This window comes from Paenimyroides aestuarii (assembly GCF_024628805.1).
Classification (GTDB): Bacteria; Bacteroidota; Bacteroidia; order Flavobacteriales; family Flavobacteriaceae; genus Flavobacterium; species Flavobacterium aestuarii_A.
The window spans coordinates 1,671,182-1,695,971 of record NZ_CP102382.1; the positions used below are offsets into that span (position 1 = coordinate 1,671,182).

General features: G+C 35.8%; 33 protein-coding genes and 1 pseudogene. 27 read left to right on the plus strand and 7 right to left on the minus strand.

Annotation, left to right across the window (positions count from 1 at the left end; genetic code table 11):
• Window positions 1-4 precede the first annotated feature (4 nt).
• Window positions 5-580: a Crp/Fnr family transcriptional regulator gene (locus NPX36_RS07925; RefSeq protein ID WP_257498203.1), complete on the minus strand. Its 576-nt coding sequence runs from the start codon at window positions 578-580 to the stop codon at window positions 5-7.
• 107 nt (window positions 581-687) lie between these two features.
• Here NPX36_RS07925 and NPX36_RS07930 point away from each other — a divergent pair, with 107 nt between their 5' ends.
• Window positions 688-2,055, plus strand: a complete 1,368-nt coding sequence (locus NPX36_RS07930) for an aldehyde dehydrogenase family protein (protein ID WP_257498204.1) — start codon at window positions 688-690, stop codon at window positions 2,053-2,055.
• A gap of 130 nt (window positions 2,056-2,185) precedes the next feature.
• On the opposite strand, the pseudogene NPX36_RS07935 reads toward NPX36_RS07930, so the two are convergent.
• Window positions 2,186-3,760 (minus strand): annotated as a pseudogene (locus tag NPX36_RS07935) (IS1182 family transposase); the annotation flags it as partial.
• Between the two features lie 95 nt (window positions 3,761-3,855).
• Entirely contained in the window at window positions 3,856-5,874 is a 2,019-nt protein-coding gene (locus NPX36_RS07940) for a M3 family metallopeptidase (protein WP_257498205.1), read from the minus strand.
• Between the two features lie 100 nt (window positions 5,875-5,974).
• Between NPX36_RS07940 and NPX36_RS07945 the strand changes: the two genes are divergently transcribed.
• Entirely contained in the window at window positions 5,975-6,745 is a 771-nt protein-coding gene (locus tag NPX36_RS07945; protein ID WP_257498206.1) for a hypothetical protein, read from the plus strand.
• Window positions 6,746-7,034: 289 nt separating this feature from the next.
• Here NPX36_RS07945 and NPX36_RS07950 read toward each other — a convergent pair whose 3' ends face one another.
• Both NPX36_RS07950 and rlmB read right to left on the minus strand, forming a co-directional pair.
• On the minus strand, window positions 7,035-7,796 hold the full coding sequence (locus NPX36_RS07950; RefSeq protein ID WP_257498207.1) for a rhomboid family intramembrane serine protease: 762 nt from the start codon (window positions 7,794-7,796) through the stop codon (window positions 7,035-7,037).
• Window positions 7,797-7,940: 144 nt separating this feature from the next.
• Window positions 7,941-8,678 carry a 23S rRNA (guanosine(2251)-2'-O)-methyltransferase RlmB gene (rlmB, locus tag NPX36_RS07955; RefSeq protein WP_257498208.1) on the minus strand — a complete coding sequence of 246 codons (738 nt, stop codon included), beginning with the start codon at window positions 8,676-8,678 and terminating at the stop codon, window positions 7,941-7,943.
• A gap of 38 nt (window positions 8,679-8,716) precedes the next feature.
• On the opposite strand from rlmB, the gene NPX36_RS07960 reads away from it, so the two are divergent.
• Window positions 8,717-9,154 carry a hypothetical protein gene (locus tag NPX36_RS07960; protein WP_257498209.1) on the plus strand — a complete coding sequence of 146 codons (438 nt, stop codon included), beginning with the start codon at window positions 8,717-8,719 and terminating at the stop codon, window positions 9,152-9,154.
• Window positions 9,155-9,289: 135 nt separating this feature from the next.
• Here NPX36_RS07960 and NPX36_RS07965 read toward each other — a convergent pair whose 3' ends face one another.
• Both NPX36_RS07965 and NPX36_RS07970 read right to left on the minus strand, forming a co-directional pair.
• Window positions 9,290-10,471: a TlpA family protein disulfide reductase gene (locus tag NPX36_RS07965; RefSeq protein WP_257498210.1), complete on the minus strand. Its 1,182-nt coding sequence runs from the start codon at window positions 10,469-10,471 to the stop codon at window positions 9,290-9,292.
• A 38-nt stretch (window positions 10,472-10,509) separates the two neighbouring features.
• Window positions 10,510-12,150, minus strand: a complete 1,641-nt coding sequence (locus NPX36_RS07970; protein ID WP_257498211.1) for a BamA/TamA family outer membrane protein — start codon at window positions 12,148-12,150, stop codon at window positions 10,510-10,512.
• 189 nt (window positions 12,151-12,339) lie between these two features.
• Here NPX36_RS07970 and rpsL point away from each other — a divergent pair, with 189 nt between their 5' ends.
• The 24 genes from rpsL (at window position 12,340) to rplO (ending at window position 24,781) form a co-directional block, all read left to right on the plus strand.
• Entirely contained in the window at window positions 12,340-12,723 is a 384-nt protein-coding gene (rpsL, locus tag NPX36_RS07975) for a 30S ribosomal protein S12 (RefSeq protein WP_091100281.1), read from the plus strand.
• A 120-nt stretch (window positions 12,724-12,843) separates the two neighbouring features.
• Window positions 12,844-13,320, plus strand: coding sequence for a 30S ribosomal protein S7 (rpsG, locus tag NPX36_RS07980; RefSeq protein WP_091522195.1), 477 nt, complete (start codon window positions 12,844-12,846; stop codon window positions 13,318-13,320).
• Between the two features lie 22 nt (window positions 13,321-13,342).
• Window positions 13,343-15,478, plus strand: coding sequence for an elongation factor G (gene fusA, locus NPX36_RS07985; protein ID WP_257498212.1), 2,136 nt, complete (start codon window positions 13,343-13,345; stop codon window positions 15,476-15,478).
• An 11-nt stretch (window positions 15,479-15,489) separates the two neighbouring features.
• Window positions 15,490-15,795 (plus strand): 30S ribosomal protein S10, encoded by a 306-nt coding sequence (rpsJ, locus tag NPX36_RS07990; RefSeq protein ID WP_091522187.1) that lies wholly within the window; start codon window positions 15,490-15,492, stop codon window positions 15,793-15,795.
• Window positions 15,796-15,895: 100 nt separating this feature from the next.
• Window positions 15,896-16,513, plus strand: coding sequence for a 50S ribosomal protein L3 (gene rplC, locus NPX36_RS07995; RefSeq protein WP_257498213.1), 618 nt, complete (start codon window positions 15,896-15,898; stop codon window positions 16,511-16,513).
• A complete protein-coding gene (gene rplD, locus NPX36_RS08000) occupies window positions 16,513-17,142 on the plus strand; it encodes a 50S ribosomal protein L4 (protein ID WP_257498214.1) in 630 nt (209 codons plus the stop codon). The genes rplC and rplD overlap by 1 nt, the downstream gene beginning before the upstream one ends.
• Window positions 17,143-17,150: 8 nt before the next feature.
• On the plus strand, window positions 17,151-17,441 hold the full coding sequence (gene rplW, locus NPX36_RS08005) for a 50S ribosomal protein L23 (RefSeq protein ID WP_257498215.1): 291 nt from the start codon (window positions 17,151-17,153) through the stop codon (window positions 17,439-17,441).
• Between the two features lie 5 nt (window positions 17,442-17,446).
• The gene (gene rplB, locus NPX36_RS08010) at window positions 17,447-18,271 is read left to right on the plus strand and encodes a 50S ribosomal protein L2 (protein WP_091100308.1); all 825 of its coding nucleotides are present in this window, start codon (window positions 17,447-17,449) and stop codon (window positions 18,269-18,271) included.
• A gap of 10 nt (window positions 18,272-18,281) precedes the next feature.
• Window positions 18,282-18,560 (plus strand): 30S ribosomal protein S19, encoded by a 279-nt coding sequence (rpsS, locus tag NPX36_RS08015; protein WP_257498216.1) that lies wholly within the window; start codon window positions 18,282-18,284, stop codon window positions 18,558-18,560.
• A 9-nt stretch (window positions 18,561-18,569) separates the two neighbouring features.
• Window positions 18,570-18,980, plus strand: a complete 411-nt coding sequence (rplV, locus tag NPX36_RS08020) for a 50S ribosomal protein L22 (RefSeq protein ID WP_257498217.1) — start codon at window positions 18,570-18,572, stop codon at window positions 18,978-18,980.
• 8 nt (window positions 18,981-18,988) lie between these two features.
• Window positions 18,989-19,720, plus strand: a complete 732-nt coding sequence (rpsC, locus tag NPX36_RS08025) for a 30S ribosomal protein S3 (protein ID WP_257498218.1) — start codon at window positions 18,989-18,991, stop codon at window positions 19,718-19,720.
• A gap of 17 nt (window positions 19,721-19,737) precedes the next feature.
• Window positions 19,738-20,157, plus strand: a complete 420-nt coding sequence (rplP, locus tag NPX36_RS08030; protein ID WP_091522162.1) for a 50S ribosomal protein L16 — start codon at window positions 19,738-19,740, stop codon at window positions 20,155-20,157.
• Between the two features lie 12 nt (window positions 20,158-20,169).
• A complete protein-coding gene (gene rpmC, locus NPX36_RS08035) occupies window positions 20,170-20,361 on the plus strand; it encodes a 50S ribosomal protein L29 (RefSeq protein ID WP_257498219.1) in 192 nt (63 codons plus the stop codon).
• A gap of 17 nt (window positions 20,362-20,378) precedes the next feature.
• On the plus strand, window positions 20,379-20,636 hold the full coding sequence (rpsQ, locus tag NPX36_RS08040; protein ID WP_091522155.1) for a 30S ribosomal protein S17: 258 nt from the start codon (window positions 20,379-20,381) through the stop codon (window positions 20,634-20,636).
• A 2-nt stretch (window positions 20,637-20,638) separates the two neighbouring features.
• On the plus strand, window positions 20,639-21,007 hold the full coding sequence (rplN, locus tag NPX36_RS08045) for a 50S ribosomal protein L14 (RefSeq protein ID WP_014166275.1): 369 nt from the start codon (window positions 20,639-20,641) through the stop codon (window positions 21,005-21,007).
• A gap of 11 nt (window positions 21,008-21,018) precedes the next feature.
• Window positions 21,019-21,333, plus strand: coding sequence for a 50S ribosomal protein L24 (gene rplX / locus NPX36_RS08050; protein WP_257498220.1), 315 nt, complete (start codon window positions 21,019-21,021; stop codon window positions 21,331-21,333).
• 2 nt (window positions 21,334-21,335) lie between these two features.
• On the plus strand, window positions 21,336-21,887 hold the full coding sequence (gene rplE, locus NPX36_RS08055; RefSeq protein WP_257498221.1) for a 50S ribosomal protein L5: 552 nt from the start codon (window positions 21,336-21,338) through the stop codon (window positions 21,885-21,887).
• 1 nt (window position 21,888) lies between these two features.
• Window positions 21,889-22,158 (plus strand): 30S ribosomal protein S14, encoded by a 270-nt coding sequence (gene rpsN, locus NPX36_RS08060; protein ID WP_091100340.1) that lies wholly within the window; start codon window positions 21,889-21,891, stop codon window positions 22,156-22,158.
• A gap of 104 nt (window positions 22,159-22,262) precedes the next feature.
• Window positions 22,263-22,661 (plus strand): 30S ribosomal protein S8, encoded by a 399-nt coding sequence (gene rpsH, locus NPX36_RS08065; protein ID WP_257498222.1) that lies wholly within the window; start codon window positions 22,263-22,265, stop codon window positions 22,659-22,661.
• A gap of 17 nt (window positions 22,662-22,678) precedes the next feature.
• Window positions 22,679-23,221 (plus strand): 50S ribosomal protein L6, encoded by a 543-nt coding sequence (gene rplF, locus NPX36_RS08070; RefSeq protein WP_257498223.1) that lies wholly within the window; start codon window positions 22,679-22,681, stop codon window positions 23,219-23,221.
• Window positions 23,222-23,232: 11 nt separating this feature from the next.
• The gene (gene rplR, locus NPX36_RS08075) at window positions 23,233-23,583 is read left to right on the plus strand and encodes a 50S ribosomal protein L18 (protein WP_257498224.1); all 351 of its coding nucleotides are present in this window, start codon (window positions 23,233-23,235) and stop codon (window positions 23,581-23,583) included.
• Between the two features lie 12 nt (window positions 23,584-23,595).
• Window positions 23,596-24,120, plus strand: a complete 525-nt coding sequence (rpsE, locus tag NPX36_RS08080) for a 30S ribosomal protein S5 (protein ID WP_257498225.1) — start codon at window positions 23,596-23,598, stop codon at window positions 24,118-24,120.
• 11 nt (window positions 24,121-24,131) lie between these two features.
• Entirely contained in the window at window positions 24,132-24,314 is a 183-nt protein-coding gene (gene rpmD / locus NPX36_RS08085; RefSeq protein ID WP_257498226.1) for a 50S ribosomal protein L30, read from the plus strand.
• A 14-nt stretch (window positions 24,315-24,328) separates the two neighbouring features.
• Window positions 24,329-24,781, plus strand: a complete 453-nt coding sequence (gene rplO / locus NPX36_RS08090; protein WP_257498227.1) for a 50S ribosomal protein L15 — start codon at window positions 24,329-24,331, stop codon at window positions 24,779-24,781.
• The last annotated feature ends 9 nt before the right edge of the window (window positions 24,782-24,790 follow it).

Consider the following 24,790-nt stretch of genomic DNA (forward strand, 5'->3'; position numbering starts at 1 on the left):
TTTTTTATGTTTTATATTCTTTTCTAATTCTGCTTAAACTGGTGTCGGTAACTCCTAAATACGACGCAATATGTTTTAAAGGGATTAATTGAAAAAGTTGTGGTTTTTGTTGAAGCAATTTGTCGTAGCGTTGTTTTGCCGAAAGGGTAAGCATTTCCATGCTGCGTTCTTTTAGTTCAAACAAAGCATTTGCCATCCATGCGCGTCCCCATTCTCTGAAACCATAAATGGCATGAAAAAGTTCTTGAAAATCGTCAAACATAATGCAAAGCATGGTGCAATTGGTGGCACATTGCCAGTTTTCTAGCGTTTTCTTTTTTTGAAACAAAGCATTTACATCAATAACCACCTCTCCTTCGGTATAAAGGTTTATGGTAATGGGGTTGCCATTGCTGTCGTGTACAAAACTGTGCACAGCACCTTCTAATAAAATATAGTAACAATTCAAGGTTTGTGCTTGTTCCAACAAAAACGAACCTTTTTCAAAATCAACCAAATGATGCTTTTTTAAAATTGTTTCATAATCGGCAGCAGTTAAATGTTCGTTGTGGTAACACTTTTGTATAACGTGGAGCAACATGGATTTTTTTTCCGAACTTAAAAAAATAATTCATCTTTCGCAATACTTTTCTTTTAAAACCACTTTTTTCCGAAGGATTTTTCATAACTTCAACAAAAAGAAATCATTTGGAAACGATAAAAAACTTACGCACACATTTCTATACAGGCAAAACAAGAAGCTTTGCACACAGAAAGCATTGTTTGCAACAGTTTCAATCGATGCTGGATCACCACAAAGATGAAATGATTGCTGCAGTACAAGCCGATTTCAATAAACCAGCATTTGAAACCTTGGCTACCGAAATTGCGATGTTGCAAAAAGAGTTGAATTATTTCAAAAAGCATTTAAAAAAGTGGGTTACTCCTCAACGGGTTTCATCAACCATATTGAATTTTCCGGCAAAGGAAACAGTATCTTTTCAGCCTTATGGAGTTGTTTTGATTATTGCTCCGTGGAATTATCCGCTTCTTTTGGCGTTGCAACCACTTTTAGCAGCTTTGGCGGCGGGCAACTGTGCCGTTTTGAAACCTTCGGAATTAACTGTACATACTTCTGCATTATTGGCGGGATTAATCCCTAAATATTTCACGAAAGATTTGGTGCAAGTAATCGAAGGTGGTGTGGAAGAAACAACAGCACTTTTAGAACAAAAGTTTGATAAGATTTTTTTTACGGGAAGTACCGCTGTTGGTAAAATTGTGCATCAAGCTGCGGCTAAAAATCTCACACCGGTTGTTTTGGAATTGGGCGGAAAATCGCCTTGTATCATCACGCCAAGTACGAATATTTCGTTAGCTGCCAAACGGATTGCCTATGCCAAATTTGTAAATGCCGGACAAACTTGTATTGCACCCGATTTTATTTTTATACATCCCAGCGTAGAAAAAGAATTTATTGCCGAAATGCAAAAGGTTTTAATAGATTTTTATGGAAAAGATCCGGAGAAATCTCCTTATTTCGCTCGGATTATTAATGAGAAACACCATAACAGAATTAAAAGATATCTTTTAGAAGGAAGTATATTGATGGGTGGAGCAACGAATGATGCTACCCGTTATATCGCGCCTACACTTCTAAAAGTTGAAAAGACAACCGATGAAGTGATGCAAACCGAAATTTTTGGTCCGGTATTGCCTCTTTTGACTTATAATCATATAAACGAAATTATTGCCTATAATCAAGAAAACGAAAAACCTTTGGCTTTTTATGTTTTTGGAGATGATACCACGGAAATAGAAACTCTTTTGAAACATTGTCAATATGGCGGTGCGTGTGTAAACGATTGTTTGTCGCACATTATCAACAATAAACTGCCTTTTGGTGGAATTGGCGCCAGTGGTTTTGGGAATTACCACGGAACATATAGTTTTGAAGCTTTTTCACAAACCAAAGCGGTGGTTTACCGAAAAACATGGTTTGACAGTAAAATAAAATATCCACCTTATACAGAAGATGCTTTTCAGTTATTAAAAAAAATGCTTAGGTTTTTATAAAAAACAAGAGGCTGTCCAAAAAGGCAGTCTTTTTTTATGCGGCTAATTTTTGATAGTGAAAATTGTGGTGATTATTTTTAGTTGAAGAAAATTCTTGATGCTTAAAAATGAAAATTTCAATTTCAAAAATCATTTTTGAACCTCTTTTTGCGGTTTTTACAACAATTTTCTTAGAAGTCGCTTCTTTGGCCACCATTTTTCTAAAATTATGCCCAAGAGCCATCAGTAGAAACTCTAATTCTACTTTTTCTAAGCCTTTGAATGTAAATCTGTTAAATTTATTATTGCTTTTGAGTTGACCAAAGACAGCTTCTACTTCTATCGGGCGTTTGCTTCGGTGTTTTAAACCTTCTTCGCTCGTTAATAAATTTCTCGCTCTTTCTTTAAGCTCATTCAAACGGTGATTGACTTCTATTCTGCGATTACCTTTTGCATTGAAACATTCCCCTCGAAGCGGACAATTGTTGCAGTTTTTAGCTTGATAATAAGACACTTGCGATTCGTACCCGTTGCTCGATATTCGTTTGCCTTTGCCAACATTTTCCATTCGTTGACCCATCGGACAAACGTAAAAATCTTGTTCTTGGTTATAGAATAAATTCTGAACCAAAAACGGATTGTTTTCCATCTTCTTTTTCTGTTCTGCATGAAAATAATTATACTTCACATACGCTGTAACGTTTTTATTTTCAAGCATTTCGTAATTCTCCTCACTTCCGTATCCTGCATCGGCAACCACTTCTTTGCTTTGTTTTCCGTAGAGATTTTCAAAACCATCGAGATGCGATTCCAAAGTCGTGGTATCCCCCGGTTTTTGATGGATGGAAACGTGGGTAATAAACTGATTTTCAGTTGAAATCTGCGTATTATAAGCCGGTTTAAGCTGTCCGTTTTTCATGTGATCTTCCTTCATCCGCATAAAAGTAGCGTCGGGGTCGGTTTTGCTGTAAGAATTCCTATCGCCTAAAGTTTCTAGGTCTTTTTCGTATTTTTCTAATTTTGGAAGATGCTCATCCTGAAGTTTTTGTAGCTCTTTTGCCTGTTTTTTGGTAGGTTCTTTTAGTTTTTTGTTCAATTCAGATAACTTCTCTTTTAGTTCTTCGGAATTGATTTTTTTGGGCAGTTCTTCCTTGTTAAGTTCTTGATTATCTGATTGAATACTGTTTTCAATATCTGAAAGAATCGTATTGATTTTAACTTCTAATTTTTCTTTGTACTTTTCCACAGAACCCCGCCAAACGAAGGTGTATTTATTGGATTTTGCCTCTATTTTTGTGCCGTCAATATACTGAACATCAAGGCTGATGTAGCCCAATTCTACCAGCATTTTCACCACTTCGGCAAACAAATCTTTGATTTTCTCCTTCAAAATTTTCCCTCTAAATTCGTTGATGGTTCTAAAATTTGGCGTAGAATTTCCCGAAATGTACATAAAATGGATGTTTTCGGTAAGGGCTTTGGCGATTTTTCTACACGAATAAACGTTGGACAAATAGCTGTAAAACAACACTTTAATCATCATTCTCGGATGATATGCAGAGCAACCTCCGCCTAAGTAAAGATTTGTAATATCGCTGATATCCAATTGATTAACCACCGAATCCACCAACCGAACGGGGTGGTCTTCTGGAATCAAATCAAAAATATTGATAGGGAAAAGTTCTGGAGAGTTGCCTGTTTGATTTTTAAATGTTACCTTAGCCACAGTTGGGTTTTTTGTTCAACTCTAAAATACGAATTTTTTAGAGAAAACACAACTAAAAAAGGGCTGCCCAAACTTTTTGGACAGCCTCTTTTTAATTATATCAATCCAGCACGTTTAAGCAGTGCATTTGGCGATGGTTCTTGACCGCGGAATTTTTTATATAGCGTCATTGGGTGGTCGGTTCCACCTTGCGATAAAATAAAATCTTTGAATTTGGTAGCAATTTCTTTGTTGAAGATGCCGTTTTGTTCAAAATAATCAAAGGCATCGGCATCTAACACTTCTGCCCATTTGTAGGAGTAATATCCTGCGGCGTATCCACCAGCGAAAATATGCGAAAAAGCAGTACTCATTACATTTTCAGCCACATCGGGATACAATTTCGTGGCTTCGAATTCTTGGTTTTCAAACGCTTTTAAACTGTCAATGTATTCTGGGTTTTTGGAATGCCACGCCATATCCAACAAGCCAAAACTCAGTTGTCGCAAGGTTGCCATTCCCTCTAAAAAGTTGGCACTTTCTTTAATTTTATCGATGAATTGTTGTGGAATGGTTTCGCCGGTTTCGTAATGCTTTGCAAACAATGCCAAAGTTTCAGGCTGATATACCCAGTTTTCCATAATCTGACTTGGAAGTTCAACAAAATCCCAATAAACCGATGTGCCCGATAAGGAAGGATAAGTTGTGTTTGCTAACATTCCGTGCAATGCATGACCAAATTCGTGGAACAGCGTAGTAACCTCGTTAAAAGTTAGTAAGGAAGGTTTTGATGGAGTAGGAGGAGTGAAGTTGCATACAATAGAAATATGCGGCCGTTCATTAACACCGTTTTTAATCCATTGCGATTTAAACGATGTCATCCATGCACCGTTCCGTTTACCTTTCCTTGGGAAAAAGTCGGTGTATAATAACGCGATTTTTTCTCCGCTTTCATTGGTTACATCAAAAGTTTGTACATCGGTGTGGTATTTATCAACCGTAAAAACTTCGGTAAAATGCAAACCAAACAATTTTTCGGCAACGGTAAAAGCGCCGTTTAAAACGTTTTCCAGTTTAAAATAAGGCTTCAACGCTTCATCGTCTAAATTAAAACGTTCTTGTTTCAATTTTTCGCTGTAATAGCTTCCGTCCCATTTTTCTAATCGGTCAATACCATCTAATTTTTTAGCATAAGCCGTTAATTCATCAAATTCTCTTTGAGCAGCGGGTTTAGCTTTTACCAATAAATCATTTAAAAAAGTCGATACTTTCTCCGGATTTTGTGCCATGCGTTCTTCCAAAACAAAGGTTGCATGGTTTTTATAACCTAATAAATGCGCACGTTTATTCCGCAATTTTACAATTTTAAGCACAATGTCTTCATTGTTGTATTCGTTTTTTTGGAAACCTTTTTTGCCATTTGCAATCGCAATTTCCTTGCGTAATTCACGGTTTTTAGCATAAGTTACAAATGGCAGATAGCTTGGGAAATCTAAAGTAAAAATCCAGCCTTGTTTTTCTTGTTGTGTGGCACGATTTTTAGCAGCTTCGATTACACCATCGGGCAATCCGGCTAAATCGTCTTCGTTGGTAATGTGCAGTTCATAGGCATTGGTTTCTGCCAACACATTCTCGTTAAATTGCAATGAAAGTACCGATAGTTGGGCATCAATTTCACGCAATGCCGCTTTTTGTTCCTCGTTTAGCAAGGCACCGTTACGCACAAATCCTTTGTAGGTTTTTTCTAATAAAGTGGTTTGTTCAGTAGTTAAAGTAGATTTATCAACCGTGTCAAAAATTTGTTTTACGCGTTTGAACAACTCCGGATTTAGCGAAATATCGTTGCTAAAAGCCGATAGTTTCGGAGCAACAATTTGAGCAATTTTTTGCAATTCTTCGTTGGTTTCTGCCGAATTCAAGTTAAAAAAAATGTTCGAAATACGGTCTAATTGCATACCCGAAAAAGCCATTGCTTCTATTGTGTTTTCAAAAGTGGGTGCATTGGTATTGCTTATGATTTCTTGTATTTCTGCTTTTGCCTGCTTAATGGCTTCGTTAAAAGCTGGTTCGTAGTCGCTGTTTTTTATTTGTGAAAACGGAGCCGTGTCAAAAGCCGACAATAATATATTTTCCATAATTTGCTTAAAAGTTAAAGCCTAAAATTAAGGATTATATCGTTAAAGAACTATTAAAGCTAACTGAAAATTTATTATATTGGTTTTCTAAATTTTACTTATGAAAAACTTTTTAAAAATAGGGTTCTTTTCTTGTGTTTTATTGGTTAGTTGCGGTCAAAGCAAAATAGAAAACCCAGTAGCTAATCCATTCAATTCAGAAAAGTCAGAAGAGCAAGCGACTGATTCATTCAATCCAGAAAAATATTACACAACCAAAGAATCTGTTTTGCTTGCTTCGTTTGAAGGAGATACGGTAAATGTTTTAAAAGATGATTTTAATGACGTGGTGAGAAATCATCCAGAATTTTTTGTAGAATTTCCAAATGATCCAGAGACAACTTATTCAAAAAATTCAGATGAACAATTTACAAGTGAAGCAGGGCAGGATAACTACTATATTTATTATGCCTATTTTTTAAGACAATTATATAAAGATGAAAATTTTGAAGAGCAACGGAATAGATTAATGTATATATATTGTAGGTTGAATAAAATGTCAAGCTTGTTGGAAGGTGGAGGTACAGGATTTGCACATTTATATGCTCGCATCCATGGTTATACAGAATATTCAATCTATTTATATTATTTAACAAAGAATGATTTTTCGGTCAAATATGATATTACTAAACAGAAAGATTTATTTAAACAAACATTACAACAAGTTGTTATAGACAGATTGGATAATGAGTATTTTGATGATGAAAAGAGAAAGAGTGATTTAAAAGAAGAAATTTTTGAATTGATAGATAAAATATATAGTGACATTACTGATTCGTTTTACCTAGCTCAAGCACAACAATTCTATTATAGTAATTGTGCAACTTGGTAAATTCATAACTTAATTTAAGGCTACATAACTCCTGCGAGGTTTTTAAGACCTTGTAGGTGTATTTTGATTTGTTTTGCTAAACCAATCAACAATGAAGAAATTTCTAGAAGATATTTTTGACTTTGATTTGCTGTATTGTTGTTTTTTATTTGGAATTTTAATGGCGTGCCGAATTTTGCACAAGGGATAGCAGCGGATAGCCCACAGCTGTTGCGGTGAAAGCCGCAACAGCGAGGACTTGTAGCGAATAGCCCGGTGCGAAGCATGTGCCCAAAAAGCGTTTTTGGGTTTAAGAGCTTTTTATAATGATACGGTGGTTATGCGTGCCGTTTTTGCGGTGAAAGGTGTCGTTGTACACATATCCGTTTGGGTCTTTTCGTAATAAGGGCAGGGGATTGTAGTTGCCTTTTGCATCGAATTGTTTGATGAAATCGTCTTTGCTTTCATCGAAATTAGGGTGTTGCCAATCGTATTTGTACTGCGGTTCTAGTTGTGGTTTCTTTAAAAGATATGAAAGCAGCAGTCCGGAGATAAAGCCCGCAAGGTGACCTTGCCATGAAATGCCTTCTTCAATATCGGGCAGCATATACCAAACCGAACCTCCGTATAGAATAATCATTAGGAAAGAAATGGCCATTAAGCGGTATTGTTTGCTGCGGATTCCTGTGAAAAACATATAGGCGGTTAACACATAAATCAGACCGCTTGCACCGATGTGGGTTCCGCTGGTAGCGATGAGCCATGTGCCAAATCCGGACAATAAAATGCCTCCAATAATTAATGTTTGCCAATTTTTGTAATAGTAGTAGCAAATGAGTGGAAGCAGCACTAAAAGTGCTAAGGTGTTGTTCCATAAATGTTGCAGAGAACCGTGTAAAAATGGTGAAAAAACAATTCCTCGCAAGCCTTTTACGGTGTGGGGTACAATGCCAAAATGATTCCATTCTAAAAAGTAACGCCAGTTTAAATAATAAACCATCCACAGCGCGAGTATTGCTATAAAAGGCACCCAAAAAACGGCTGGGCGGTATTTTAATTGTTCTGTTTCCATAAAAGCCATCAATCAAAAATATACCCAAATAAAAAAGCCTGCCTTTTTGGCAGTTTTTGCGGTGATGGGTTTTTTGAAAGAATTTAAAAAAACAGCCTCTGTACAGAAGTAAAGAGGCTGTTGTATTTTGAAAAGGATAACGGATTATAGACGTTGCCTCACTGCTTCGTATAAAAAAGCACCACAAGCCACCGAAACGTTTAAGGAAGAAATGGTTCCAAACATAGGGAGCTTTGCTTTGTGGTCAATGATTTTTAGAACCGATGGATTTACTCCTTTGTCTTCAGAACCCATGATGATGGCTATGCCTTGGTTAAAATCAATATCGTAAATATTGTTTTCGGTTTTTTCGGTTGCAGCAACGGTTGCAATTCCCGAACCTTGCAAATAAAAGACAGCATCTTTAATGTGATCTACTTTGCAAATGGGAATATTAAAAACCGCTCCAGCCGATGTTTTCACCGTATCGCCATTTACGGGAGCCGAACCTTGTTTTTGAATAATGATTCCGTCCACACCGGTACATTCTGCCGTACGAATAATTGCACCAAAATTGCGGGCATCGCTCAACTGGTCTAAAATTAAAAAAAGCGGTTTGTCTTTTTTCTCCAACACACCTTCAATCAATTCTTCCATCGAAACAAATTTAATAGGTGCGATAGATGCAACGGCACCTTGATGGTTGTTGAATTTGCTTAATTTGTTCAGTTTTTCAACTGGAACATACGAAAAATTTACGTTGTTTTTCTTCAGCGTTTTCATAAGCTCTTGCATTAAATCGCCCTGAGCTTCTTTTTGTATAAATACTTTATCTATTTCTTTTCCTGCGTTGATCGCTTCGATAACCGCACGAATTCCAAATATTTGATGTTCATTTTGCATGTTGCAAAGATATTACTATATTTAATTAAAAATCAATAATGAAAAAAATACTGTTGTTATTTGGGCTTTTTGTAGCAAACTTTTCTTTTGGGCAGGAAATTATTTTGCAAGAACTTTATGAAGGAACTGTTTCAAACGATTTAAAAGTATCTTTTTATTTGAAAATAGAAGAAGACGGTTGCCCCAGAACAGTGGTTTCGGCAATCTATAAATACCAAAAGAATACGCAAGACAATTGGATTCTTTTAGAAACCACATTTTCTGAACAAAAACAGCAATATACATTTGTAGAGCATTACAATACTGGGCTGATGTTGCTGAAAAGAATTGACAATCAATTAAAAGGAATTTGGATTTCGCCCGATGGTAAAAAGCAACTTCCTGTGCATCTTAAAAAAGTAAAAACCACTGAAGCACAAATTGAAAAGTTAGAAGAAGCGTTAGAAAAAGAGTATTATAATGCGTATGATTGTTGAGACTAAAATTTATTAAGTATGAAGCTCTTAAAATTATAGGGTTATTTATCTGTAATATTTACAATTTTGTTTGTAATTTTTTTGATTAGAGATGATTCAATTCATAAGTGAAAATATAATAAAAGACATGAAAATCTATCTGTGTTTTTTAATCAATTTTTTTAGTTCTTTTCTCAACTCATTATGTAACGTTTCAGAATAACCCATTGCAGAATATTTTATTTTACCATCAGTTCCAATAATGTAAACAGTAGGATAGACACGAACGTTATAAGCTTTAGGGATTGTGCCGTTAACTAGTAAAATATCATAGTTTACAGGAGTCCTTTTTAAAAATTTCTCAATTCGCTGTTGATCTTTCAATTTAGTTTCCATAGGATTTATACCTATAACATCAACGTAATCTTTAAATTCCTTATGAATTTGATTTAAAGCAGGAATGGCTTGAATACATGGCATACATGAGGTATACCAAAAATCGATTACTTTTATTTTATTAAATTTTAAATCTGTTTCTTTTGTGTAATCAGGGTATAGAAAACCTTTTATTTCAGGAGCTTTACTTTTGTTAGACAATAATTTATAGTCTTCTTCTGTTAAAGGTTTGTAATCTTCCAATGTGTAAGTATCGAAATATTGTTGTAAACTTTCTTTTAAATCGTTGCTATTAAATGTGTTAAAAGTAATGTTACTTAAAAGCCATTGGTTTTTTTGAATTTGATCTTTATATTTTGCTGAATATGTGATTTTATCAATTACTTTTAATTCTTTGTTGAAATACAATTGTTCTGTTTCGTCGTAATAATCATCCTTGTCAGGAAATTGAAGTTTAACGATAATATAATTGGCAGAATCGGTATATGTTTTAATGTTTTTTTGGTTATTAATAACGGCAGGGACATTAGCTATTTTAGAAAAATAAACGTCAATCACTCTGCCATCAATATTACCAGTTACAGGGAAAGTTTCTTTCTTTTTTGTGTTGTATTGGGTTATTTTTTTATTTTTATGCTCAATAACATATAAGTTTTTAGTATCGTAATATTTTATTAACTGAAACATAGAATCGTTTCTTGTATATGCAAATTTGCTTCTAAAAACTTTATCACTTAGGTCTCTTTCTATTTTTACTGATGAATTTAAATAGATTGGTTGTTCCTCATCAAAAAATTTAATCATGTAATTAATGTCAAACATCATGCTGCTATGACTATTGTATTTTTGAATGATTTCGTTAATGAGTGCTTTATCTTCGGCTGTTTGCGCAACTAAAGAAGTACTAATACATAGAATAAAGGATAAAATTATGTTATTCATATCAGTTAAAATTTGGTTTTTTAAATATAACAATTTTTTTAAAACTGCGTTTTATAACTTAAATGAAAAATAGCATTCGATAGTTTAAAGTCGGTGTTGGGTTGCACGCCGTTTGCGTAAATAATGTTGAACAAGCCGCCGCCAGTTTGTATGCCAAATCCCAAACCAAACGAATATAAAAAATCGCTGGTGTTTTCGCCTTCGTAATAAGCGGCGTCGGTAATGCTGTGTAAATACATATTGGGTGCTAACAAATAGCGAATTTCATTATAAAGTCCTAACTGAGTTTTTGCAAGCAACGAATTTTCCTGAAAACCCCGGAGCGAGTTAATGCCTCCAAAACGATTATATTCATTATATAATAAAGGAATGGCGCTTAAAAGTGCCGAACTTTCTAACTGTTGATGGATATACCACCTGTTGTTTAGTTGCCACAAATAATGGGCGTTAAAGTTTATAAATTGCTGCGAACCTTTGCGGTTATCTTTTTCTTCGGTTTTCGATCCAAAACCAGCCAACGCTGTCACCTGATACTTTTGTCGAAACAACGGATGATCTTGGTAATTGTTCAATAAATAATTCAGTGTGATGAATTGATTATTGTAATCGGCTGCCTGATAAAAATTCTCTGTTCCCGCCACAGAAGCTGTGGACTGATAACCAACGCCAATACGGTGGTTAAAATTCAGATAATACAAAACCGCAGCATTGAACTTGGTATTGAGCATGGTGCTGTCTTGTTTGAACAATTCCAACGAAGTTTTCAACCCAAATGGCGTGTTGAACAAATAAGGCACTTCGCCCGAGAGATTAAACTGCGTTTGCTGATTGCCATCGTTTTTCCAATACAGTTTCAACTGCTCGCCTTTGTTCAAAATATTCATCAATTGCAAATCGGCATAACCGTTAAACTGCACCTTGCCGTTGTCGTCGTTCGTAAAACCAATCAACCCATCAAACTGACTGATGTTTTGTCGCTCCACATATAAATACAATGCAGTGTTGCTTTCTGTAAACAGCACTTCAGGTTGCTTCTTGGTTTTTATAAACGGAAATTGGCGCATTTCTTTCTGCAACTCTTGCGTAACAGCATCGGTAAACGGTTTTTTTTCGTATTTTTTTATCAATCGCTGTCTAATTCCGGTAGGGAAGTTATTGTAAGGGGTAAAAACAATTTGATCAATTCTTCTTTGTTGATCCAATGTCAGGTCTAAATCGGCACTAATTATATTGTTTAGAAACTGATGATTCGTTAGCCGTACCGTGCTAATAGCATATCCTTTTTTTGCTAATTGGTCAACGATGTTTTTTAAATAAGTTTCGGTGTTTTGTATGGCAATGGTTTTGCTTGATTCGTCAATATTTAAAATAGATTGCAGTTGCTCTTGGTGCTTGTTGAAATTAATTTTTAAACTATCCGTTTTTTTGCCCAAATCAAAACGCACCCAATACAGGCTGTCCGTTTTTTCTGCCGATACAATTTGGTGGTATAAATAACCGTTAGTTTTTAAAAAACCTTGCAACGTTTGCAATTGATTTTCCACCTCTTGCCCGTTATTAAAAATGCTGTCTTTGATATTTTGTTTTAAAAAAGATGTTTCGTTAGCGTTTTTACCGTTTACTTTTAAATAAATTTGCTGCCCATAAACTGCGTGATTATTTGCAAAACAAAAAATCAAAAAAAGGACTATATATAAAAGGTATGTTTTTTTAAAACGCATGAATAGGGAATGAGATTAAATGGTAAAAATAGAAATATTTTGAAAATAAACGAAATACGTTTGTTTTGAATATAATAATTTATATATTTGCATCCCCGAAAATACACGGGAAACAAAATTGAATGTAGAAAATTTTTAATAAACATTATGCCAACAATTCAACAATTAGTAAGAAAAGGGAGAACCCAATTGACTAAGAAGAGTAAATCGGTTGCTTTGGATTCATGTCCTCAAAGACGTGGTGTGTGTACGCGTGTTTATACTACAACGCCTAAAAAGCCAAACTCTGCAATGCGTAAAGTAGCGCGTGTACGTTTGACAAACGGTAATGAAGTAAACGCTTACATCCCAGGAGAAGGACACAATTTACAAGAGCACTCGATAGTATTAGTTAGAGGTGGAAGGGTAAAAGATTTACCAGGAGTTAGATACCACATCGTTCGTGGTGCTTTAGATACAGCCGGTGTTAACGGTCGTACCCAAAGAAGATCTAAATATGGTGCTAAACGCCCTAAAGACGCAAAAAAGTAATTTAATTTAAGTAGAATAGTCAAAAGTTAAAAGTCGTAAAGATTTGTGCATTGCTTTTTGGGTGATGCAAAGCTTTAAACTTGAAACCTTAAACTAGAAACTTTTAAAAGTAACAAAGAAATGAGAAAAAGACAGGCAAAGAAAAGACCTCTTTTACCAGATCCAAAATTCAACGATCAGTTAGTAACACGTTTCGTAAACAACTTAATGTGGGATGGTAAAAAATCTACTGCTTTCAAAGTATTCTACGATGCATTAGAAATCGTTGAAACGAAAAAGCAAGATGAAGAAAAAACATCTTTGGAAGTGTGGAAAGATGCATTAACAAACGTTATGCCTCACGTTGAAGTACGTTCTCGCCGTGTAGGTGGTGCTTCATTCCAAATTCCAATGCCCATTCGTCCAGATAGAAAAATTTCTATGGCGATGAAATGGATGATTCTTTATGCAAGAAAAAGAAACGATAAATCTATGGCTTCTAAATTAGCTGCTGAAATCTTAGCTGCGGCTAAAGAAGAAGGTGCAGCTGTTAAGAAAAGAATGGATGTTCACAAAATGGCTGATGCTAATAAAGCATTCTCTCACTTTAGATTTTAATTTTTCATAAAGAACAACACAAATGGCTAGAGATTTAAAATTTACTAGAAACATAGGAATCGCTGCTCACATTGATGCGGGTAAAACCACTACAACAGAGCGTATCCTTTTTTATACAGGAAAAAACCACAAGATTGGTGAAGTGCACGATGGTGCATCAACAATGGACTGGATGGAGCAAGAAGCAGAACGTGGTATCACTATTACATCTGCTGCTACAACTTGTACGTGGTCTTTCCCAACCGATCAAGGTAAGAAAATTGCAGAATCGCAAGATTACCACTTCAATATTATCGATACTCCAGGACACGTTGACTTTACCGTTGAGGTAAACCGTTCATTGCGTGTATTAGACGGATTAGTGTTTTTATTCTCTGCAGTTGACGGAGTTGAACCACAATCTGAAACTAACTGGCGTTTAGCTGACAACTACAAAGTTCCACGTATGGGATTTGTTAACAAAATGGATCGTCAAGGATCTAACTTCTTAAAAGTTTGTCAGCAAGTTAAAGATATGTTGAAATCAAACGCAGTGCCGATTGTTTTACCAATTGGTGACGAAGCGGATTTTAAAGGAGTAGTAGATTTAGTGAAAAACCGTGCAATTGTATGGCACGATGAAACACAAGGAGCTACTTTCGATATCGTAGAAATTCCTGCAGAAATGGTTGATGAGGTAAAACAATACCGTGGTCAATTAATCGAGGAAATTGCTGCTTATGACGAAAACTTGTTAGAGAAATACATGGAAGATGAAAACTCTATCACTGAAGAAGAAGTACACAAAGCATTGCGTGCTGCAACTTTAGATATGAGTATCATTCCAATGACATGTGGTTCATCTTTCAAAAATAAAGGTGTTCAGTTTATGTTGGATGCTGTTTGTCGTTACTTACCATCTCCAGTAGATAAAGAAGCGATCGAAGGTACTAATCCAAACACAGACGAGCCAATTACACGTAAACCATCTGTAAGCGATCCTTTTGCTGCATTAGCATTCAAAATTGCTACCGATCCATTCGTAGGTCGTTTAGCTTTCTTCCGTGCATATTCAGGAGGATTAGATGCAGGTTCTTATGTGTTGAATACACGTTCAGGAAACAAAGAGCGTATCTCTCGTATCTATCAAATGCACGCTAACAAGCAAAACCCAATCGAAAGAATTGAAGCTGGAGATATTGGTGCGGCTGTTGGTTTTAAAGATATTAAAACAGGAGATACTTTATGTGACGAAAAACACCCAATCGTGTTAGAGTCTATGGATTTCCCTGATCCAGTAATCGGTATCGCTATCGAACCTAAAACAAAAGCAGACGTAGATAAAATGGGTATGGCTTTAGCTAAATTAGCAGAAGAAGATCCAACATTTACCGTTCGTACAGACCAAGCTTCTGGGCAAACAATCATCTCTGGTATGGGTGAGTTACACTTAGATATCATTGTGGATCGTATGCGTCGTGAGTTCAAAGTAGAGGTAAACCAAGGTGAGCCTCAGGTAGAGTACAAAGAAGCTTTTACACGTGTTGCAGATCACAGAGAAACCTACAAAAAACAGTCAGGTGGTCGTGGTAAATACGGTGATATCGTATTTAAAATCGGTCCGGCAGACGAAGTGGATGGAAAACCATTCGTAGGATTACAGTTTGTGAACGAAGTAAAAGGTGGTAACGTACCAAAAGAATATATTCCTGCTGTTGAAAAAGGTTTCCGTGAGTCTATGAAACAAGGTCCTTTAGCAGGATTCGAGATGGATTCATTAAAAGTTACTTTAGTTGATGGTTCATACCACGCGGTGGATTCAGATGCTTTATCATTTGAATTAGCAGCAAAAATGGGATATAAAGAGTCTGCAAAAGCTGCAGGTGCTATCATCCTTGAGCCAATCATGAAGTTAGAAGTGTTAACACCAGAAGAAAATATGGGTGATATTGTTGGTGACTTAAACCGTCGTCGTGGACAAATCAACTCAATGGACGATCGTAACGGAGCAAAAGTTGTGAAAGCATCTGTGCCGTTATCTGAAATGTTCGGATATGTAACCACATTGCGTACATTGTCTTCAGGTCGTGCAACTTCAACAATGGAGTTCTCTCACTATGAGCAAACACCTTCTAACATTCAAGAAGAAGTAATTAAAAAAGCAAAAGGTAACGCTTAATAATTAAGAAAATGAGTCAAAAAATCAGAATAAAATTAAAATCTTACGATCACGCTTTGGTTGACAAGTCAGCTGAAAAAATCGTAAAAACTGTAAAAAGTACAGGTGCAGTAGTAACCGGGCCAATTCCGTTACCAACACACAAAAAAATATTTACTGTTTTACGTTCTCCGCACGTTAACAAAAAATCAAGAGAACAATTCGAGTTAAGTTCGTACAAAAGATTATTAGATATCTATTCATCATCTTCAAAAACGATCGACGCTTTAATGAAATTAGAGCTTCCTTCAGGAGTAGAAGTAGAGATAAAAGTGTGATAATAAACTTTTTTTAGAAAATACTTGTATATTTCAAGCATTGGTATTACTTTTGCCGATGCTTGAAATTTTTATATTTACTAATTATTAATTAAAATTTATGTCTGGGTTAATTGGAAAAAAAATCGGCATGACTTCAATCTTCGATGAAAAAGGGAAAAACATTCCTTGTACAGTAATCGAATTAGGTCCATGTGTCGTTACCCAAGTCAGAACCAAAGAGGTTGACGGGTATGAAGCTTATCAACTTGGTTTCGATGACGCTAGAGAAAAGAGTGCAACAAAAGCGGCTGCAGGTCACTTTAAAAAAGCAGGAACTTCTGTAAAGAAAAAAGTTGTTGAAATTCAAGATTTTGAAAGCACGTATAATTTAGGTGATGTAATCACTGTAGATTTATTTGCTGAAGGAGACTTTGTTGATGTACAAGGTACTTCTAAAGGAAAAGGATTCCAAGGTGTTGTTAAACGTCATGGATTTGGTGGTGTTGGTCAGGCTACGCACGGTCAGCATAACCGTTTAAGAGCTCCAGGATCTGTGGGTGCATCATCGTACCCTTCACGCGTATTCAAAGGAATGCGTATGGCAGGAAGAACAGGAGGAGAAAAAGTAACAGTTCAAAACCTTAGAGTTTTAAAAGTGGTAACCGATAAAAACTTATTAGTTGTTAAAGGTGCAGTACCAGGTCATAATAACTCTTATGTAATCGTACAGAAGTAATGGAAGTAAAAGTTTTAGATATCAACGGAAAAGAAACTGGTAGATCAGTACAATTGGCTGATTCAGTTTTCGCAATTGAGCCTAATAAACACGCTATCTATTTAGATGTTAAACAGTATTTGGCAAACCAACGCCAAGGTACACATAAAGCAAAAGAAAGAGCAGAAGTAGCTGGTTCTACACGTAAAATTAAAAAACAAAAAGGTACAGGTACTGCACGTGCAGGATCTGCTAAATCACCTGTTTTTAAAGGTGGTGGTACAATTTTTGGACCAAGACCTCGTAGCTATTCTTTCAAATTAAACAAGGCGTTAAAACGTTTAGCTCGTAAATCGGCTTTCACAATCAAAGCACAAGAGTCGAATTTATTTGTAATTGAAGATTTTACTTTCGAAGCACCAAATACTAAAAATTTCATTAACGTATTGAAAGCTTTAGGTTTAGAAAATAAAAAATCATTATTTGTGTTGGGTGAATCAAATAAAAACGTATATTTGTCGTCACGCAATTTAAAAAGAGCTTCTGTTGTAACTTCTTCAGAGTTAAATACTTACGGTATTTTGAATTCAAATTCGTTAGTGTTAACTGAAGGTTCAGTAGAGGGAATTGTAGAAAATTTAAGTAAATAAGTAGGGAAATGAGTACAATTATTAAACCTATCATTACCGAAAAAATAACAAAAGACGGTGAATTATTTAACCGTTTTGGTTTTGTGGTAGCTAAGAAAGCGAATAAAGTAGAAATTAAAAAAGCAGTTGAAAAAGCTTATGGCGTTTCTGTTTTAGATGTAAACACAATGATTTACAGAGCAGATAGAACTACAAAATTCACAAAAAGCGGAATGATTACTGGTAAAACATCTGCTTACAAGAAAGCAATTGTTACATTGAAAGAAGGAGATTCAATCGATTTTTATAATAATATCTAATAACAATGTCAGTTAGAAAATTAAAACCTATTACCCCGGGTCAGCGTTTTAGAGTTGTTAATAGTTTTGACGCTATTACAACTGATAAGCCGGAGCGTTCATTATTAGCACCGAAAAAAAACTCTGGAGGTAGAAATAGTCAAGGAAAAATGACCATGCGTTATATCGGTGGTGGTCATAAACAACAATATCGTATCATCGATTTTAAAAGAACTAAAGTTGGAGTTCCAGCAACAGTAAAAACAATCGAATACGATCCAAACCGTTCAGCTTTTATCTCATTATTAGCTTATGCAGATGGGGCAAAGACTTATATCATTGCTCCAGCAGGATTGCAAGTGGGTCAGAAAGTAGTTTCAGGTCCAGAAGCAGCTCCAGAAGTTGGTAATGCAATGCCTTTAGCAAATATTCCTCTTGGTACAATTATTTCTTGTATCGAGTTACGTCCAGGTCAAGGTGCTGTTATCGCACGTTCTGCAGGAACTTTTGCACAATTAGTTGCTCGTGATGGTAAATACGCAACCATAAAAATGCCTTCAGGTGAGATTCGTTTAATCTTATTAACATGTATGGCAACAATTGGTGCAGTATCTAACTCAGATCACCAGTTAATCGTTTCAGGTAAAGCAGGTAGATCTCGTTGGTTAGGTAGAAGACCACGCACTAGACCAGTAGCAATGAACCCAGTAGATCACCCAATGGGAGGTGGTGAAGGACGCTCTTCAGGAGGTCACCCACGCTCAAGAAAAGGTTTACCGGCAAAAGGTTACAGAACACGTTCTAGTGTTAAAGCAAGTAATAAATATATTGTAGAACGTAGAAAGAAATAATTAAGTAAGTATGGCACGTTCATTAAAAAAAGGACCTTATGTTCACTTTAAACTTGAGAAAAAAGTTGTAGAGAACGCAGAAAACGGTAACAAAGCAGTTGTTAAAACATGGTCAAGAGCATCAATGATTACTCCAGACTTTGTTGGACAAACAATCGCAGTACACAACGGTCGTCAATTTGTACCTGTTTACGTAACAGAAAACATGGTAGGACATAAATTAGGAGAATTTTCACCAACACGTTCATTCCGTGGACACGCTGGTGCGAAAAATAAAGGTAAAAAATAATAAGAAGCTATGGGAGTTCGTAAAAGAGAAAGAGCCGAGCAAATAAAAGAAGCTAACAAACAAATTGCTTTTGCTAAGCTAAACAATTGCCCAACTTCACCTCGCAAAATGCGCTTAGTTGCAGATTTAGTAAGAGGACAGAAAGTTGAGAATGCTCTTAACATATTAAAATTTAATACAAAAGAAGCTTCAGGCAGATTAGAAAAATTATTGTTATCAGCAATCGCTAACTGGCAGGCAAAAAACGCTGATGCAAATATCGAAGAAGCAGAATTATTTGTACAGGAAATCCGTGTTGACGGTGGCGCAATGTTAAAAAGATTACGTCCTGCACCACAAGGTCGCGCACACAGAATTAGAAAACGTTCTAATCACGTTACAATCGTATTAGGATCAAACAATAACACACAAAGCAATTAATAAACAGTATGGGACAAAAGACTAATCCAATCGGAAATCGCCTTGGGATCATCAGAGGATGGGACTCTAACTGGTACGGTGGAAATGACTATGGAGATAAACTTGCTGAAGATGCAAAAATCAGAAAGTACATCCATGCTCGTTTAGCAAAAGCTAGTGTATCTAAAATCATTATCGAGAGAACTTTAAAGCTTGTAACCGTTACTATTACTACTGCACGTCCGGGAATCATCATCGGAAAAGGCGGTCAGGAAGTAGACAAGTTGAAAGAAGAACTTAAGAAAATTACTAACAAAGAGATACAGATCAATATCTTTGAAATTAAAAGACCCGAGCTAGATGCTTATTTGGCTGCAACAAGCATCGCACGTCAAATCGAAAGCCGTATTTCTTACCGTAGAGCTATTAAAATGGCAATCGCTGCGGCAATGAGAATGAATGCTGAAGGTATGAAAGTGCAAATTTCAGGTCGTTTGAACGGAGCAGAGATGGCACGTTCAGAAAACTTTAAAGATGGTCGTATTCCTCTATCTACTTTCCGCGCTGATATTGACTATGCTTTGGCTGAAGCTCACACTACTTACGGTAGAATGGGAATCAAAGTATGGATCATGAAAGGTGAAGTTTATGGTAAAAGAGATCTTTCTCCGTTAGCTGGTATGGACAAACAAAAATCGTCTAAACCATCAGGATCTGGAAAACCAAATGGAAGACCAAACCAACGCAACAAAAGAAAGTAATTTTAAACTAAAGAAAAATGTTACAGCCTAAAAGAACGAAGTATCGTAAGGTACAGAAAGGTAAAATGAAAGGGGTTTCTCAAAGAGGAAGCGAACTTTCTAACGGAATGTTCGGGATTAAATCTTTAGATTACTCATTCATTACTTCTCGTCAAATCGAAGCTGCACGTATCGCTGCAACTCGTTTTATGAAACGTGAAGGTCAATTATGGATTAAAATCTTCCCAGATAAACCTATCACTAAAAAGCCTCTAGAGGTACGTATGGGTAAAGGTAAAGGTGCAGTTGAATATTGGGCTGCAGTTGTTAAGCCAGGAAGAATTATGTTTGAAGTAGGTGGTGTGCCTTTAGCAGTTGCAAAAGAAGCATTACGATTAGCCGCTCAAAAACTTCCAGTAAAAACCAAGTTTATCATCGCTAGAGATTTCGAAGCTTAATTTTAGATCATTATGAAAAAACAAGAAATAAATAATCTATCTGTAGCTGAGTTACAAGCTAAACTTGGTGAATTAACAAAACAATATGCTGAGTTGAAAAATGCTCACGCTATTTCGCCTATTGCTAACCCTTTGCAATTAAGAACAGTAAGAAGAGCTATCGCAAGAGTAAACACTGAGATTAGCAAAAAAGCCTTACAATAATTGTAATCTGCTGAAAGATGGAAAAAAGAAATTTAAGAAAAGAAAGAATCGGTGTAGTTACTAGCAACAAAATGACTAAGTCTATCGTTGTGTCTGAAACAAGTAAAGTAAAACACCCATTATACGGAAAGTTCGTGTTAAAAACAAAGAAATATGTTGCACACGACGAATTAAACGACTGTAACATTGGTGACACAGTTAGAATAATGGAAACACGCCCATTATCTAAAAACAAATGTTGGAGATTAGTTGAAATCATTGAAAGAGCGAAATAATTATGGTACAACAGGAATCTAGATTAAAAGTAGCAGATAACACAGGAGCAAAAGAAGTTTTGACTATCCGTGTTTTAGGAGGAACGAAACGTCGTTATGCCTCTGTTGGAGACAAAATTGTAGTAGCGATTAAAGATGCAACTCCAAACGGAAACGTTAAGAAAGGAGCAGTATCTACAGCTGTTGTGGTACGCACCAAAAAAGAAGTGAGAAGAGCTGATGGATCTTACATCCGTTTCGACGATAACGCTTGTGTATTGTTGAACGCTGCAGGTGAAATGAGAGGTACACGCGTTTTTGGTCCGGTAGCAAGAGAACTTCGTGAAAAACAATTCATGAAAATTGTATCATTGGCACCTGAAGTGCTTTAATTCGTTAAAAGATGACAAAGCTAAAAATAAAAACAGGAGATAACGTTCGCGTTATTGCTGGAGATCACAAAGGATCTGAAGGAAAAGTTTTACGCGTATTGCGCGAAAAAAACAAAGCAATCGTTGAAGGAGTGAACATGGTTTCTAAACACGTGAAACCAAGTGCAACAAACCCTCAAGGTGGTATTGTAAAAAAAGAAGCAGCAATTCATATTTCAAACATCGCTTTGGTTGATCCAAAAACCAACGGAGTTACGAAAGTGGCATACAAAGTAGAAGGAGATAAGAAAGTGCGCGTTTCTAAAAAATCTAATCAAGCATTATAGTCATGACTTATATACCAAGACTTAAACAAGAATATAAAGACAGAGTAATCTCTGCTTTAAAAGAAGAATTCGGTTACAAGAATGTAATGCAAGTTCCTAAACTTGAAAAAATTGTTGTAAGCCGTGGAGTAGGTGCTGCTGTTTCCGATAAAAAATTAGTGGACCACGCTGTGGAAGAACTAACAAAAATTACCGGACAAAGAGCAATATCTACCATTTCTAAAAAAGACGTTGCTTCTTTTAAATTAAGAAAAGGAATGCCAATTGGTGCAAAAGTTACTTTACGTGGTGAAAGAATGTATGAATTCTTAGACCGTTTAGTAACATCTGCATTACCACGTGTTCGCGATTTCGCTGGTGTTAAATCAAACGGATTTGATGGTAGAGGAAATTACAACCTTGGAGTAGTTGAGCAAATCATTTTCCCAGAAATCGATATTGATAAAGTAAACAAAATCGCAGGTTTTGATATTACCTTTGTAACTTCTGCAAACACAGATGCCGAAGCAAAATCATTACTTGCAGAATTAGGAGTACCTTTTAAAAAGAACTAGTATGGCTAAAGAATCAATGAAAGCCCGCGAGGCGAAAAGAGAAGCATTGGTAGCTAAGTATGCTGCAAAACGCAAAGCTTTAAAAGAAGCTGGAGATTATGAAGCATTACAAAAATTACCTGCAAACGCTTCTCCTGTACGTTTACACAATCGTTGTAAATTAACAGGACGCCCAAGAGGTTATATGCGCCAATTTGGTATTTCACGTGTAACATTCCGTGAAATGGCAAATCAAGGTTTAATACCAGGCGTTAAAAAAGCAAGTTGGTAATCTCGAAAAAAGGTAGTACTTTTGCCAACGTAAAAATAATTTTAATTGATTAAAGGTTCAGGAAACGAGTGTTTCCTGAAAACCATAATCGCAATTTTATACATATGTATACAGATCCTATCGCAGATTTTTTAACAAGAATTAGAAATGCATCTCGTGCAAACCACAAAGTGGTAGAGATTCCAGCATCTAACTTTAAAAAAGAAATCACAAAAATTTTATTCGACCAAGGATATATTTTAAGCTACAAATTCGATGATTCTTCTGTTCAAGGAACAATCAAGATTGCTTTAAAATATGATAAAGACACCAAAGAGTCTGTTATCAAAGATATCCAAAGAATTAGTAAACCAGGTTTACGTAAATATGCATCATCTGCAGATTTACCACGTATCTTAAACGGTTTAGGTATTGCTATTGTGTCAACATCTAAAGGTTTAATGACAGGTAAAAAGGCAAAAACCTTAAACGTGGGTGGTGAAGTAGTTTGTTACGTATACTAATAAAATAGACGAGCGAAATGTCAAGAATAGGTAAAAATCCAATCTCAATTCCTGCTGGCGTAACTGTTGAAGTTAAAGACGCAGTAGTTGTAGTAAAAGGAAAATTAGGAGAGCTTTCACAAACTTTTGAAAAAGTAGATGTGAAAGTAGAAGACGGACAAGTAATCGTTGAGCGTTCATCAGATATTAAAGATGAAAGAGCAAAACACGGTTTATACAGAAGTTTAATCAACAATATGGTTGTTGGTGTATCTGAAGGTTTTACTAAAGAATTAGAATTAGTTGGTGTTGGTTACCGTGCATCTAATCAAGGACAAAAACTTGATTTAGCTTTAGGTTTCTCTCACAATATCGTTCTAGAAATTGTTCCTGAAGTAAAAGTGGAAACAGTTTCTGAAAAAGGTAAAAACCCGATCGTAAAATTAACATCTGCAGACAAACAACTTGTTGGTCAGGTAGCAGCAAAGATTCGTTCTTTCCGCAAGCCAGAACCATACAAAGGAAAAGGAATCAAGTTTGTTGGTGAAGAGTTAAGAAGAAAAGCAGGTAAATCAGCTTAAAAATTAAAGCCATGTCATTAAACAAATCTGAAAGAAGACAAAGAATTCAATACAGAGTTAGAAAAACAGTTAGCGGTACAGCTGCTAGACCACGTTTGTCTGTATATAGAAGTAACAAAGAAATCTATGCACAAATCATAGATGATGTAAACGGTGTAACTTTAGCAGCGGCTTCTTCTCGTGAAGCAGGTGTTGCAAAAGGAACTAAAATCGAAACTGCTGCATCAGTTGGTAAACTAATTGCAGAGAAGGCTTTAAAAGCAGGTGTAGAAACAATCTCTTTTGATAGAGGTGGAAATTTATACCACGGTCGTGTGAAATCATTAGCTGAAGGCGCAAGAGAAGCTGGATTAAAATTCTAATTGTAATTAGTTATGTATCAAAATTATAAAAACGTAGAATATGTTAAACCAGCGGGTCTTGAATTAAAAGATCGTTTGGTTGCAGTTAATCGTGTTACCAAAGTAACTAAAGGAGGTAGAGCTTTCGGCTTTTCTGCTGTAGTTGTAGTTGGTGACGAAAATGGTGTAGTTGGTCATGGTTTAGGAAAATCGAAAGATGTATCTGAAGCTATTGCCAAAGCAGTTGAAGATGCTAAGAAAAACTTAGTTCGTATCCCATTATATGGAACAACTATTCCGCATGAACAAAAAGGTAAATTTGGCGGTGCTCGTGTATTCTTAATACCAGCATCGGTAGGTACCGGAGTTATTGCAGGAGGTAACGTACGTGCAGTATTAGAGTCTGTAGGTATTCACAATGTATTATCAAAATCTCAAGGTTCTTCTAACCCTCATAACGTTGTTAAAGCAACATTCGATGCTTTATTAAACATGAGAAGTGCTGCTACAGTTGCAAAACAAAGAGGAATTTCTTTAGAGAAAGTATTTAAATCTTAATTTTGAGTAGTATGTCAAAAATTAAAGTAAAACAAGTTAGAAGCAAAATCAATTGTCCAGAAAATCAAAAAAGAACGTTAGCAGCTTTAGGTCTTCGCAAATTAGGACAAGTTGTTGAGCATGATAATACACCAGCTATCGTAGGAATGGTAAAAAAAGTTCAACATTTAGTTTCTGTAGAAGAAATTAACTAATTTAAAAGGGAGTTATGAATTTAAGTAATTTACAACCGGCAAACGGTTCTGTACATAATCAAAACAAAAGAGTAGGTCGTGGAGAAGGTTCTGGAAAAGGCGGAACAGCTGCACGTGGACACAAAGGGGCTAAATCTCGTTCAGGTTATTCTAAGAAAATTGGTTTTGAAGGTGGACAGATGCCTTTGCAGAGACGTGTTCCTAAATTTGGTTTTAAAAATATCAATAGAGTAGAGTATGTAGGTATCAACTTAGACACCTTACAAACTTTAGTTGACAACGGAACAATTACTGATGCGATTGATTTCAACGCATTAGTTGAAAATAGAATAGTTTCAAAAAATAGCTTAGTTAAGATTTTGGGTAGAGGAGAGCTTAAAGCAAAATTAAAAGTAACTGCTCACAAATTTACAGCAACAGCAAAAGCAGCTATCGAAGCAGCTGGCGGTGAAGCCGTATCTTTATAAAAATCACTA